The organism is Parabacteroides faecis, assembly GCF_014647375.1.
GTDB lineage: Bacteria > Bacteroidota > Bacteroidia > Bacteroidales > Tannerellaceae > Parabacteroides > Parabacteroides faecis.
In genome coordinates this window covers 79670-94703 of record NZ_BMPB01000016.1, presented here as the reverse complement: position 1 = coordinate 94703, position 15034 = coordinate 79670, and the positions used below count along the sequence as shown (strand labels likewise).

Sequence of the window (15034 nt, the reverse complement as noted above, 5' to 3'; positions counted from 1 at the left end):
ATTCTCTTCCTCCGATAAGCTATTTAATTGACTTTCCTTCAATGAAAGTCAGAGTGTATAACCTTATAATAATTATTAATGTATGGATAAACAATCGATAGTCCCGGATTCCCAATCACACAAGACTATGCAAATTGTGAAAATGACCGCATTGTTGTTACCTTTCAGTCTGACTCACATGATGGCTTCAGATGCACAAACGACCTCCGGTATTTCTGCTACCGACATCACTTTAGAACAACTTGCAAAACAAGCTCCAGCCAATCCGGTAATCCAACAATCGACCCGCCAGATAAAGGGTATTATCAATGATCAGACAGGCGAACCTATTATCGGAGCCAATGTGGTTGTAAAAGGGACAACCAATGGAACCATCACTGACATAAATGGTGAATTCTCTTTAAATGTGCCCGAAAAAGCAATTCTTGTCATTTCCTATATCGGTTACAATAGTAAAGAAGTGGATGTGACGGGTAAATCACAGATAACAGCTACTTTATCGGAAGATACGCAGAAACTGGAAGAAGTAGTCGTTGTCGGCTACGGTACACAAAAGAAGGTAACGGTAACAGGTGCTGTAACAGCCATCGGAGCAGACGAAATCGTACAGGCTCCCGTTGCAAATATCAGTAATGCACTGGTCGGACGTCTGCCAGGTGTACGCGTTCAGAACACCGGTGGTATGCCGGGGTCCGAATCATCCGTGGATATCCGCGGCTTTGGTAAACCGTTGATCCTCGTCGATGGGATAGAACAACCCGGATTCCAGGTCGACCCAAATGAAATTGAAAGTATCTCCGTCCTGAAAGACGCTGCTGCAGCTATCTATGGTGTAAAGGCCGGTAACGGTGTCGTATTGATCACGACCAAAAAAGGATCGGCCGGCAAAGCTAAGATTACTTACAACGGCTCCGTTGGATTCCAAAACTTTACGAATTATCCTAATGTTGTCAATGCAGCCCAGTATGCTGAACTCGTGGACGAAGATGCCATAAATCATGGGAACTCTCCTATTTATGGTCCTGAAAAACTGGCCCTATTCCAGGAAGGGACACAGGACGGTTATAAAAGCTATAATTGGAAAGATATCCTCACACGGAAAAATGCACCTCAGACACAACATAATATAAACATTAACGGAGGAAACGAAGATGTAAAATACTTCGCTTCTGTAGGTTATCTGGATCAGGAAGGTATTTATTCCACCGGTGACCTGAGTTTCAGCCGTTATAATTTCCGTTCCAATGTGTCGGCTAAAATAGCCAAACACCTGACGGCAGACGTACAACTGGGAGGACATGTCGAAAACAAAATGCAACCGTACGATGAAGACACATATATCATTCACGGTATAACCCGTATGCTTCCGACATTCTCACCTTATGCGAACGATGAAGAAGGTATTCATTACGGTCTGACCAATTTTCAAAACCCGTTAGCTCGTGCCGATGCAGATGTATCCGGATACCGGAAAGAGAAAAAGAAACTTTTCAACGGTTCGTTCGCGTTGAAATATGACATGCCTTTTATTCCCGGTCTGTCTGCCAAAGTGATGTTCTCTTACCTGACAAAGGTCGAAGAAACTAAGAATTTTCAAAAAGAATTCTATCTATATTCACATGATCAGGCAAGTGATAAATATAATAAGGTCTTTACCGGGAACTCTCCCTCTGCCTTGTATCGCAAAGACTATACAAGTGAACAGAACCTATTGCAATTTTCTTTGAATTACAACCGTTCTTTCATGGACAAACATAATATCTCAGCCCTCTTCCTGTATGAACAGCGCGAAGACCTGGATGATTATGTATCGGCTTACCGGCAGTTCGCTATCGACGCACTCGACCAGATCAATGCCGGTATGGATAAAAACAAGACCAATAACGGTGTGGAAAGTGAACTGGCTAATGTTTCATTTGTCGGACGTATCAACTATGACTATATGAGCAAATATCTGTTTGAGTTCGCCTTCAGAGAGGACGGTTCCGCTAAATTTTACAAAAATAACCGTTGGGGATTCTTTCCCAGCGTATCAGCCGGTTGGCGTTTATCGGAAGAAGCATTCATCAAAAACAATACTTCGATCATAGACAACCTGAAACTTCGTGCTTCTTACGGGGTTATGGGAGACGACCAGGCATTAGACAGGGACGGTAATGCCACTGTAAAGGCGTTCCAATACCTGACCGGTTATAATTATCCGGGCGGAACCAATTATATTTTCGGGAGCGACGTGATCAACAGTGTAATAACAAAAGGATTGGCTAACCTCGATTATACCTGGCTAACCTCCAAGATCGTCAATGTCGGCATCGATGCTTCTTTATGGAACCGGATGCTGGAAGTTAACTTCGACGTATTCTATCGTAAAAGAGACGGTCTGATAGCCTACCGTTCAGGATCTCTTCCGAATACATTCGGAGCCTCTTTCCCACAGGAAAACCTGAACAGTGACGACTACCGCGGTTTTGAGCTCGTGTTGGGACATACCAATAAAATCGGCGACTGGACTTATTCAGTCAAAGGTAATATGTCATTCACCCGTATCAAAGACCGTCATATCGAACAGGCCGATCCGATCAGTTCATATACCAACTGGAGAAACAACCGGAGTGACAGATGGCAAAATATGGAATTCGGTTATAAGTATGTCGGACAGTTCCAGAACCAGGAAGAGATCAACAACTGGGCCGTACAGGATGGCGCCGGCAATACGACGCTTATGCCGGGTGACCTGAAATTTGAAGACTTCAACGGTGACGGTGTTATCAACGAGTACGACTTGCAACCGGTCGGCCGCAGCAATACGCCGGAAATCTATTTCGGACTGGATCTCTCCGCTTCCTGGAAAGGATTCGACCTCTCTATCCTGATGCAAGGGGCTACCAATTACAGCACACGTATGGACGGGATCATGGGATATGCCCTGTTCAACGGTTCAAGTGCCTTGGAATGTTTCATGGACAGATGGCACCGTGCCGACCTCTATGATCCGAATTCAGAATGGATTCCCGGAAAATATCCTTCAACCTATAACTCCGGTAAGGAATCGAACAAGAGAACTTCAACATTCAACACGATCAGTTCTTATTACCTGCGTGTAAAGAATCTGGAATTCGGCTACACGTTCCCAAGCAAATGGATGAGTCAGGCAGGTATCAGTAACCTGAGATTATACGTATCGGGCAATAACCTGCTGACTTTCGACAACCTTCCGTTCGGTGACCCGGAAGCTCCGAGCAGCGACCGTATCCTTTATCCGCAATTGAGAATATGGAATGTTGGTGTTAATGTTACTTTTTAAAGAATAGAATATGAAAAGTTTAAAATTATTGATAATATTAGCCGTTAGCGGATTATTTTCCTTCACGTCCTGCATTAATGATTTTCTGGACAGGAAACCGCTGGATGTCATATCCGACGATAATGTCTGGTCGAGTGAAAGCGCCATCCAGGCGTATATGGCCGGGATGTATGAAAAAGTATTTGTCGAACCTCATGGCTGGCTGATCAACTGGGGTACTCTGGGCCATTATACGGACGAATCCATGCGTAGTTATTCATGGGGACATCCGTATACACCGACCTTCTCCAACAGCTTTATGAGCAACGACCAGAGTGATAACAACCTTTGGGGAAGCGCTTACAAAGATATCCGCATAGTCAACGAGTTCTTCCAGAAAATTCCGGATGCGAACATTGCGGAAGATCTGAAAACCCGTTATATCGCAGAAGGACATTTCATCCGTGCTTTCTACTATTTCTCCCTGGTGAAACGTTTCGGCGGTGTTCCGCTGATCAAAGAAGTGCAGGAGTATACCGGAGGAAACATCGACGAATTAAAGGTAGCCAGAAACACGGAGGAAGAGACCTGGAACTTCATCGCAGAAGAATGTGACCTGGCAATTGCCGGGCTGCCTGAAAGCTATGCCGCAACAGATCAGTTCCGTGCCACCAAGTATGCTGCAGCCGCATTGAAATCACGCGCAATGTTATATGCCGGTTCGATCAGCAAATACGGAAACCTTCAGCTGAACGGACTGGTGGGTATCCCAGCCGACAAGGCAAATTCATTCTTCGAAAAGTCAATGGCGGCATCCGAAATGATCATTCAGTCGGGACAATACTCGCTGTATGAAAAAAATGACGACAAAGCGGCTAACTATCAGAATCTGTTCCTGGATAAGACCTTACACGAGGAAGCGATCTATGTAAAAGCATATGCTGTTCCGGATAAGGGACATAATTTCGATTATGCGATGGCGGCTCCTTCGTTCAAAATCGACTGGGGAACCAATACCAGTCCGACACTGGAATTAGTGGAAGCCTACGAATATACGGACGGCACACCGGGCACTCTGAAAACAGAAGATGCCAGCGGAAATCCTATTTTCTATGACAATGCCGACGATATCTTTAAAGATAAAGATCCCCGTTTCTTTGCTTCTGTATTATATCCGAACTGTCCCTGGCAAAACAACGTGTTGGAGATCAGACGCGGTATAATCGGTAGTGACGGTGTAAAGGTCGAAGCAACGGCTTTCGCCGACAAATTCCCGGAAGATCCCAGCCTGACAACCAGTGGAAAGGATGGCCTGGTGATGCAGGGAGACTGTAGCCGTACCGGTTTTTACATCAAGAAATTCATGGATCCGAACAACCGGGTGGAACAAGATCGCTCGGAAACGAACTTCATGGTATTCCGCTATGCGGAAACGCTGTTGAATTATGCTGAAGCGGCAGTCGAACTAGGTAAGGGCAGTCAGGCATTGCCCCGGTTGAACGAAGTGAGGAAACGCGCCGGCATCAAAGAGAAGTCAGGTATCACGATCGAAGACGTGCGTCACGAACGCCAGGTCGAACTGGCTTTCGAGAATCTGAGATTCTGGGATCTGGTGCGCTGGAGAACTGCGACCAAAGTAATGAACAACACCATGTTCTCCGCCCTGATCCCCTGGATGGATTATAAGACCCGCAAATATACATTCGAGAAAGGTCCGAACACCATGCAGTTGCCTAAAACATTCCTGGATAAAAACTATTATCAACCGATACCAGAAGTCGAGAAGAACGATTTGTTAGTTCAGAATCCTGGTTTTTAATTATCAAAACAGATACATATGCGAAAAATAATATTTTTAGCAGTAGTCCTTTGCGGATTAATCGGTTTCCAGGGGTGCAGCCTGGACAACTACGACGAACCGACAGCCTCACTCACAGGAGCGTTGGTGGATGCAGAAACGAATGAGAATGTACCTTGCCAGTATCAGAACGGATCCCGTATCCGTATCTATGAGTTTTATAACGGGAATTGGGCAAACCAGCCGAACGATTTCTATACGAAACAAGACGGGACGTTTACCAATAATGCTATTTTCCCGGGGAAATACCAAATCGTAGCCGAGGGGCCGTTTGAGACTCCGGAAAAAGTAGAAATAGAAATCAGCGGTACCCAGACGCTGGAGATGAAAGTAACCCCTTTCCTCCGTGTTTCAGCCAATGCAACAGCTTCTGGAACAACTGTTAAAATGACGGCAACAGTAAAACACACTTCCAGCAAAAGAGTGATAAAGGCGGTAGAATTTTACTGTGGAAAAACTCAGTATGTAGATAAAAACACTTATACGGGCAAAGTAGAAGCCCAACTAAGTGAAATGACGGACGATCAAATCGCTTCTTCTACATTACAAGCTGAATTTACAGGCCTGCAAAGCGGGAAAACTTATTACTTCCGGGCAGGTGCTTTAGGAGAAAACTCCGGTAATTATTACAATTACAGCACTGTTATAGAAGTGAAAATCCCGTAATACTATCCTTACAGAACACAGATGGCACTTTTATCTATGCCATCTGTGTTCATAATACATATCGGCTCAAACATGACAAACAGATATAAAAATACATTTGGATTACTTTTCAGCTTGTTATTGCCTCTTGTGATACTGGTTCTTGCCGAATCAGGATTACGATGGGGCGGATACGGGATCGATCTGGATCATTTGTTCCTTACGACACCCGACGGGCAATATCTGTACATGAATAAAGAGATCAGTAAGCGTTATTTTACAGCCTCACAGGCAACCACAGGGAATATCGAATTCTTCAAAAAAAAGAAAGATGCCAATACCATACGTATGTTCGTTCTGGGAGAATCTGCCGCCCTCGGTTTTCCTTATCCAAACAATATTTCTTTCCAGCGAATGCTGAAATATGAATTGCAGAAAAATAATCCTTCAAAAAACATCGAGATCATCAATCTTTCCCTGACGGCAATCAACTCCTACACATTCTATGACTTCGGAAAAGAACTGGCAAAATACGAACCGGATGCGATCCTCATCTACGGAGGACACAATGAATATTACGGTGCATTGGGTGTAGGATCGACAAATACGTTCGGTAACAATCCGACAACCGTACGAATGATCATCCGCTTGCGCCAGACACGGCTGGTCCAGTTATTGGAGCGGATCACCCGTTCATTCAGAAGTCGCAGCATCGATAAAGAGTCTGACAATCTGATGAAGTATGTAGTTAAAAACCAACTGATAAAATATCAAAGTCCGCTTTTTTACAAGGGCATCGAGCAGTTCAGACGTAATATGGAGGACCTTATGTCTGTTTTCCATGAAGAGAATATTCCGGTATTCTGCTCTACCGTAGGGACGAATCTGAAAGACCAATATCCTTTCAGGAGTATCTTGTCGGAAAAGACCGATTCCACATTTTACCGGGAACAGTTACAGGCTGCCCGGCTCTCTATCGGTCAAGGAGAGAGCACAACGGCTGATTCCATCCTGACCCTCCTTTACAACCAGGATCCTGCCTATGCTGACTGTTCCTATCTTCTGGGGAAGGTAAAACTGGCATTGGGGGAAAAAGAAAAGGCTTACAGCTATTTCAACGATGCGAAACAAAAAGACGGATTACGTTTCCGGGCACCGGATGAAATAAACGAAACGATCGACCGGCTAGCCGGTACATTCAACAATATACATAAAGTAGATGCAGAAGCCACTTTCAAAGCAGAATCTCCGGATCATATCCCCGGTTATAAACTGTTGCTGGAACATGTGCATCCGACCATAGAAGGACACAGGCTGATCGCAAAATGTTTTTTACGGGAATTGAACGGAGCCGGATTTTTCCGGGAGAAAAAGATGAACGAATATGTCGTTACCGGAGAAAGCCTGTCGACTTTTCCGGTCCTGGAATTCGACTCACTGGCCGGAGCATATTCCTGCGCCCGCCTGAAACAAGGGTTCCCGTTCTTCGAAACAGGAAACGATACGATACAGGCTGAAACACCGGTTGAAAAGATGGCGATGCAATATGTCCGTGAGAAAAACTGGTATAAGTCGATGGAAGCCCTCTATAAATATGCCGTATCGGTAAAAGATTACCCGCTGGCTCTCGACCTGATGAGGGTACGCATACTGGACAATGAATATGATCCGGCCTTTTATTCGTCAGCGGGGGATATTTGTACCGTGATGCATCGGTATGAAGAGGCACTGGAATATTACCGGAAAAGTTTTACTCTGCATAACACATTTCCATGTGCAAAAGAAATCATATCAGTCGCCTTACGCCTCGACAAGCCGGAGACTGCTGTCCAATATATGGAATATGCAATAGCCAACAATCAAAGCTCCATGAATTTCCGGACGCTAAAAAATCATTGCATCGAGATCATCCGGTATAAAAAATTACTGGAAACAACTCCGTCGGATGAGATATACCGGAAAATCAGGGAAATCTATTTACAAATAGGAAATACGGAGGCTGCTGCTCTGTATCCGGATCGAAAACTGACCAGATAGAGGAACAAAAGCAAATGTATATATTAGGAATATCAGCATATTATCACGATTCGGCCGCTGCTTTGTTAAAAGATGGTGAAGTTGTCGCCGCTGCACAGGAAGAGCGTTTTTCCCGGATAAAGAACGATCCCTCTTTTCCCCGCAGGGCAATTCTTTTTTGTCTGCAAGAAGCCGGAATTGCTTTATCAGCAATCGATATCGTCGTATTTTATGACAAGCCGTTCATGAAATTCGAACGTATCCTGGAAACCTTCTACCGACATGCTCCGCTGGGATTCAAGCCTTTCCTGAAAGGTATTCCCATATGGATCAAAGAGAAAATGTTTTTCAAACAGATGTTGAGAAAAGAACTGCGTACACTCGGTCGATATGACGAAACACATACCCGGTTACTTTTCACGGAACATCATCTGGCACATGCGGCTTCCGCATTCTTTGCCTCTCCATATGAAAAAGCAGCGATCCTGACGGTCGACGGAGTCGGCGAATGGGCCACCTTATCTTTGTCGCTGGGAAAAGGAAATAAGATCGAAGTACTGAAAGAGATGCATTTCCCGGATTCAATCGGATTGTTTTACTCTGCTTTTACCTATTACCTGGGATTTCGTGTAAACTCAGGAGAATACAAATTAATGGGATTAGCCCCATACGGAGACCGGTCCTCAGAAACGACATTACGGTTTGCCGAACTGATAAAAGAACGCCTGGTACGTATCCACCCGGATGGTTCGATCACTTTGAACCAAGCTTATTTCAATTATCAGACAGGCTTGACAATGGTCAAAAGCCGGAAATGGGAAAAGTTATTCGGTTTTCCCCGACGGAAACCGGAAACCGATCTTCTGCCGGCGCATTGCAGCCTGGCTTGTGCAGCACAGATCGTCACCGAAGAGATCTTGTTGAAACTGGTTCATGAAGCCCGGAAAGAGACCTCGGCCACCGCCTTATGCCTGGCAGGAGGAGTTGCCCTGAATTGCGTTGCAAACGGTAGAATCATAAAAGAAAAAGTATTCGACCAGCTCTTTATCCAACCGGCTGCCGGAGACTCCGGGGGCGCCTTGGGGGCTGCATTGGCTGCGTATTATATTCATGCCGGTAAAGAACGCACCTGCCGCCAACCGGACCGAATGAAAGGGGCGCTACTCGGATCCGCTTATACCGATGCTGAGATCCGGGAACTGGCTGAGGAGGAAAATGTACCGTTCCGATCCTTCGACAACCGGAGAGAACTTTGCCGCCATACCGCCCGCCTGTTAGCGCGGGGAAACTGTATCGGCTGGTTTCAGGGACGAATGGAATTTGGTCCGCGGGCATTGGGAAACCGGAGTATTTTAGCCGATCCCCGCTATCCGGAGATGCAGCAAAGAGTCAATCTGAAAATAAAATTCAGGGAAAGCTTCCGTCCGTTTGCCCCGGCGATATTAAAAGAAGAGGCGGCTTCTTATTTTGATTGTCCGGTGTGCTCCGACTATATGTTGCTGACAGCAGAGATAAGAGACTGCTACAAAAAAGAACTTCCGCCCGGATATGCAGACCTGGAAATCACGGAAAAAAGGAGAATTGCCAAATCCGATTATCCATCGATCACACATGTCGATTACTCCTCCAGGTTACAAACGGTAGACCGGGAGACGAATCCGCTATTCTGGTCTTTGCTGACAGCTTTCAAAGAGCAAACCGGATGTCCGATGCTGATCAACACAAGTTTTAATGTCCGGGGCGAACCGATCGTTTGCTCTCCGGCAGATGCCTTCCGTTGTTTCATGACAACGGATATGGATTATCTGGTAATGGAAAATATAATCTTCGATAAAAAACAATGCAAAACATAATATGGAATTTCTAAAAGATCTATGGGGATTTTTCCGTGAACGAAAAAAATGGTGGCTGATGCCTCTGATCGTTCTGTTGTTACTGATCGGACTGTTATTGCTGGCAACCGGTAATACGGTACTGGCTCCTTTTATTTATGCCTTATTCTAAAAGACTGCAAAATGACTCTGTTTCAAAAAATAAAAGATCCGGTTATTCGCGTATGGAGCAAGTTCGGTTTATTGCTGAACCGGCTCTTTACGCCCTTGATTCTGGGATGTATTTATTTTATCGTTCTTACACCGGTCGCTTTGTTGTATCGTTTAACAAACAGAAAGAAACCGGCGGACGGCACTTCTTTTATCGGACGCAATAAGACATTCACTGCTAAAGACTTTGAAAATCCATGGTAAATAAACGATTATACATGAAACTTCTATCAAAATACAGGGCCGGTATCCTGTTCCTGTTCATAGCTGTTTTCTTCTGTTTCTTCTATAACTACCATCTGTTATATGTCGAACAACTACAGTTGTTCCGCTTCACGGAACTGTATTTTCAATCGCTGATCGGCAAACCCGGGGGAGCAGCTGATTATCTGGGGGCATTTTTCACCCAATTTTATGCCTGGAACTATGCCGGAGGTCTGTTACTCACATTCGCTTTATTACTTTTATTCTCCCTACAAAAGCGTATTGTCCGTAGCTGGGAACTGAAAGCCACGGATACCTTCTTATTGATTCCACTGGTTATATGCGCTCTGTTTTTTATGGATATAAATGCCCGGTTCGGAGGTTTGGCAGCAGTTCTGATCGCTATGGGCCTTGCCTGGGGTGTCTCCTGCTTCGCTAAGAGGTGGCTGCGTTATGCCGCAGCTTTACTGCTGGTCCCCGTCATATACGGAAGTACGGGAGGTGGCCTGGTAGTTTATACGTCGCTGCTAGTCGTTCACGAACTACTGCGAGGCGGCAGAAACAGCTGTTTTCTGACGGTACTTTTATTATTATCATTAGTATTTCCTTTGTACGTAAGACAATACCTGATCCCGCTATCCTGGAACGATACCTGGTTCGGCACCGCTTTTTACCAGGGGAATAACAGTCCTGTTCTTATTTGGTATATTCTCTTTTCTCCGGCATTGAGCAGCCTCCTCGCAATATGGGGCAGCCGGATGACCGCCAAGTCTAAATATGCAGACCAGATTTCCGCCTTACTTGCCTGTTGTATTATCGGAGGTAGCGGAGTCCTTATCTGTAGCAAAAGGGACCAAAGCGAAGAGATGCTTTATACACTCGATCACTTGTTCAAAAAAAGAGAGTGGAAAGAAATAGTCCGGATCGCCAGCGAACATCCCTACCGGAATCCCGTCTTTGTTTCATACGTCAATCTGGCTTTACTGAACCAGGGAGAATTGCCCGACCAAATGATGAGTTTCTCACAACGGGCGAATATAAACGAGTTCTGGACTTCCAGCTATCTCCCTATGTTCCTGACCGGTGAGACATATTATTATCTGGACATGTATGACGGAGCTCGTGCCTACCTCTACATGGCTAACACCCAATCACCTTCGGGACAATCTCCTTATATGTTCCAGCGACTGGCAGAACTGGAGATTATACGCGGGAACTCCAAATCCGGAATGAAGTATATACATGCCTTAAAACAGACCTTACGTTACCGGAATTGGGCCAAAGAGATGGAGCAAGCCGTTTTGTCCGGAAAGTACCCGGAGCATTTACGGATACCGATGGCACAATATAAAGAAAACGATTCGTTCCTGGCAAAAGAAATGCTCTACAACGTGGCATGCAAACACAGGGAGGACCCGGAGAATCCTAAAGTCCGTGATTTCCTGTTGGCCAAATATATCCTGGCGAATGATTACAAAGGATTTATCCATTGCATAGCGAACCTTCCCCATGGGATCGGCAGCCCGTTTCCCCGTTCTTACCAGGAGTTTTTACTTATGTATGCTTATATGTTACGCGACAATACACTGATCGGCAAATGGAATATATCCCAGGACGTCGTCACTGATTTTTACCGTTACCTGCAAATCAACCAGTCCGGACAACCCCCGGAGGTGATCAAAAAGCAGTTAAGCGGAAATTTCCGGCAGTCGTATTGGTTTTACGTACAGTACACGAACGAATTTTAATCCTCAAAAAATGAAACCCCAAATACATATCCGCCCGGTTATATCGATCCTACTCTTTTGGAGTGCATTGGCACTAAGTTGTTCCGAAAGACTTTCGGAGGCACGGTCCTCCGAGGATTGTCCGCCTATTTTCCCGGATTATAAAGAGATTACGGTTCCTGTCAATATTGCACCGTTGAATTTCCGCCTGGAACCCGGAGGAAAATGCAAGGTGCTGTTTTCGGCCAGGGATTACCAGTTCACCCTATCGGTCTCCGATTACGTGAACATCCCGTTAACAAAATGGCGCCACCTGCTAGAGCAGGCTCAGGGGGATAAGGTGACGGTAACTATTTATACTCCGGATCAGGACGGCTGGATAGCCCATCGCCCGTTCCATTGGCATATCTCCCCCGATCCGATAGACAGTCATCTCGTTTACCGGTTGATAGAACCGACTTACGCCAACTGGAATGAAATGGGAATCTATCAGCGGGAACTTTCTTCTTTTTCAGAAAAAGAGATCATTGCCAATGATAAAACGGGACATAACTGCATGAACTGCCATTCCTTCAATCAGGGAGATCCGGATCAAATGGTCCTTCATATGCGCAAGATCAATCCGGGTACTATCCTGATAAAAGACGGATCGGTCGTCAAACTGGAAACCAAAACCGAGTATACGATTTCCAATTTTGTATACCCATACTGGCATCCTTCCGGAAAAGATATCGCATTCTCTACCAATAACACTCAAATGTCTTTTTTTGAAGCGAACAGTAAACTGATAGAAGTGTACGACCTGTATTCAGATATCGTACTCTACGATACAGACAAAAATGAAGTCTATACCAGCCCGTTATTATCCGACAAGGAGCAGTTAGAGAATTTCCCGGTTTTCTCTCCCGATGGGAAAAAACTTTATTTCTGTAGTTGTCCGCGTGTGGACAGTCTGCCCCAGGATTTCGACCGTGTGAAATACCGGCTATGCAGCATCGATTTCGATGTCGACCGGCAAGAGTTCGCTTCGAAAGTCGACACGCTGGTAGACCTGGTTTCCGAAGGGAAAGGAGTTTCACTACCGAGTATATCGCCCGACGGACGCTATATTCTTTGCAGCGTTGCCTCCAGCGGCTGTTTCCTGAGCTGGGATAAAGAATCGGATCTGTACCTGTATGACACCCGCACAAAAAGTTTTAAGCCTGCAAAAGCGCTGAATACGGATTATTCGGAAAGCTATACCAACTGGTCGTCCAACAGCCGGTGGATCGTTTTCAGCAGCCGCCGGCTGGACGGTGTATATAACCGTCCTTTTATCGCCCATATCGGAGAGAACGGGGAGATAGGAAAACCATTTCTTCTTCCCCAGAAGAATCCGGATTTCTATCAAGACTTATTCAAAGCCTATAACCTTCCGCAACTCGTGAAAGGCGCAGTGAAAGTGAATCCCCATGAAATAGCAGAAACGGCAAAATCTGCCGTATCCGGACAAGTCAAATTTCGTAAAGACGGCCATGTTCCTTCCGTTTCCGGCAAGTCCGGAAATAAAAGCGAGGTGAACTAACGGATTGTCTTATACATTCCGGGTAAGCTATAAAATCCTAAACCATGAACAGTTGTTGACATATTTCAGTTATATTTGCAGACTGGAACAGATAAGTAATCAATAAAATGATGAATAAAGCATTACAAAGAATGGGAGAATATGTCATCTTGATGGGAAAATCCTTGTCGATCCCTGACAGATGGAGCATGTTCTTCAAACAATTGATAAAAGAAATATATAAGCTGGGGGTAGATTCTCTTTGGATCGTAATTATCATCTCCGTTTTTATCGGTACGGTTATCGCCATCCAGATATCGTTGAATATCAGCTCTCCGCTGATTCCTAAATTTACGATCGGATATACGACCCGTGAAATTATCCTGCTGGAGTTTTCATCCTCTATCATGTGTCTGATTCTTGCCGGTAAGGTCGGGAGTAACATTGCATCCGAGATCGGTACGATGCGGGTAACAGAACAGATCGATGCGATGGAGATCATGGGCGTCAACTCCGCCAACTTCCTGATCATGCCGAAAATCGCAGGGCTGATGATCTTTATTCCCGTACTGGTTATTTTCAGTATGTTCACCGGGATACTGGGAGGTATAGCGGCCAGCCATTCAACAGGAACGGGCATGACACCGGCTTCCTTCGAATATGGATTGCAATTTTATTTCAATGAATTTTATATCTGGTATTCTATTATAAAATCGGTAGTTTACGCCTTCATCATCTCATCGATAGCCGCTTATTTCGGTTACTATGTGAAAGGAGGAGCACTCGAAGTCGGTAAAGCGAGTACGAATGCTGTCGTAATGAGCAGCATCATGATCCTGCTGGCAGACGTAATAATGACCCACTTAATGCTTACGTAAAAAATGATAGAAGTAAAAAACATAACGAAATCATTTGAAGGCCGTAAAGTGTTGAACGATATCAGCGCAGTCTTTGAAACAGGGAAGACCAACCTGATCATCGGACGAAGCGGTTCGGGTAAAACGGTTCTGATCAAAAATATTATCGGCCTGATGAAACCTGATTCGGGTGAGATTCTGTATGACGGACGGGACCTTACTTCAATGAACAAACAGGAGTTGAACATGCTCCGCCGGGAAATGGGAATGCTGTTCCAGGGATCTGCCTTGTTTGACAGTATGACCGTTCTTGAAAATGTGATGTTCCCGCTCAATATGTTCTCGAAAGAGTCTTATAAAGATAGAGAAAAAAGGGCCATGTTCTGCCTGGAACGTGTCAATCTTGAGGAAGCTGAACATTTATACCCGTCCGAGATCAGCGGTGGTATGATGAAACGTGCTGCCATTGCCCGCGCGATCGCTTTGAATCCGAAGTATTTATTCTGTGATGAACCGAACTCGGGCCTGGACCCTAAAACATCGTTGCTGATAGACGATCTGATCCATGATATCACTACCGAATACCAGATGACGACCGTTATCAATACCCACGACATGAACTCCGTTATGAATATCGGAGAAAACATCATCTTTATCAAGGAAGGTGTAAAAGAATGGCAGGGAACGAAAGACCAGGTCATCACCTCGAATAATAAAGCATTGAACGACTTTATTTTTGCGTCCGATCTGTTCCGGAAAGTGAAAGAAGTAGAGATGAAGCAGGAAGAAGGATAACTTTTTAATTAAAAATTGAGAATGGGATATTAAATAAAAGAGGATGTTAGTATTAACATCCTCT

11 protein-coding genes are annotated in these 15034 nt (G+C 45.0%); all 11 read left to right on the top strand.

Annotated elements, in window-relative coordinates:
* The first annotated feature begins 127 nt into the window (after positions 1-127).
* The 11 genes from IEY67_RS21425 (at position 128) to IEY67_RS21375 (ending at position 14970) form a co-directional block, all read left to right on the top strand.
* The gene (locus tag IEY67_RS21425; RefSeq protein ID WP_229801162.1) at positions 128-3304 is read left to right on the top strand and encodes a SusC/RagA family TonB-linked outer membrane protein; all 3177 of its coding nucleotides are present in this window, start codon (positions 128-130) and stop codon (positions 3302-3304) included.
* Positions 3305-3314: 10 nt separating this feature from the next.
* Complete coding sequence (locus IEY67_RS21420; RefSeq protein WP_183672332.1) at positions 3315-5102, top strand: RagB/SusD family nutrient uptake outer membrane protein; 1788 nt, start codon at positions 3315-3317, stop codon at positions 5100-5102.
* An 18-nt stretch (positions 5103-5120) separates the two neighbouring features.
* Positions 5121-5807, top strand: a complete 687-nt coding sequence (locus IEY67_RS21415) for a DUF3823 domain-containing protein (RefSeq protein ID WP_122354235.1) — start codon at positions 5121-5123, stop codon at positions 5805-5807.
* Between the two features lie 72 nt (positions 5808-5879).
* Positions 5880-7823 carry a tetratricopeptide repeat protein gene (locus IEY67_RS21410; protein WP_183672331.1) on the top strand — a complete coding sequence of 648 codons (1944 nt, stop codon included), beginning with the start codon at positions 5880-5882 and terminating at the stop codon, positions 7821-7823.
* Positions 7824-7837: 14 nt separating this feature from the next.
* Complete coding sequence (locus IEY67_RS21405) at positions 7838-9655, top strand: carbamoyltransferase family protein (RefSeq protein WP_183672330.1); 1818 nt, start codon at positions 7838-7840, stop codon at positions 9653-9655.
* A 1-nt stretch (position 9656) separates the two neighbouring features.
* On the top strand, positions 9657-9806 hold the full coding sequence (locus tag IEY67_RS21400) for a DUF5989 family protein (RefSeq protein WP_183672329.1): 150 nt from the start codon (positions 9657-9659) through the stop codon (positions 9804-9806).
* An 11-nt stretch (positions 9807-9817) separates the two neighbouring features.
* A complete protein-coding gene (locus IEY67_RS21395; RefSeq protein ID WP_122354232.1) occupies positions 9818-10048 on the top strand; it encodes a hypothetical protein in 231 nt (76 codons plus the stop codon).
* Between the two features lie 14 nt (positions 10049-10062).
* On the top strand, positions 10063-11796 hold the full coding sequence (locus tag IEY67_RS21390) for a DUF6057 family protein (protein ID WP_183672328.1): 1734 nt from the start codon (positions 10063-10065) through the stop codon (positions 11794-11796).
* Positions 11797-11806: 10 nt separating this feature from the next.
* On the top strand, positions 11807-13339 hold the full coding sequence (locus tag IEY67_RS21385; protein ID WP_122354230.1) for a TolB family protein: 1533 nt from the start codon (positions 11807-11809) through the stop codon (positions 13337-13339).
* A 110-nt stretch (positions 13340-13449) separates the two neighbouring features.
* Positions 13450-14196 (top strand): MlaE family ABC transporter permease, encoded by a 747-nt coding sequence (locus IEY67_RS21380; RefSeq protein WP_122354290.1) that lies wholly within the window; start codon positions 13450-13452, stop codon positions 14194-14196.
* 3 nt (positions 14197-14199) lie between these two features.
* The gene (locus IEY67_RS21375) at positions 14200-14970 is read left to right on the top strand and encodes an ABC transporter ATP-binding protein (protein WP_122354229.1); all 771 of its coding nucleotides are present in this window, start codon (positions 14200-14202) and stop codon (positions 14968-14970) included.
* The last annotated feature ends 64 nt before the right edge of the window (positions 14971-15034 follow it).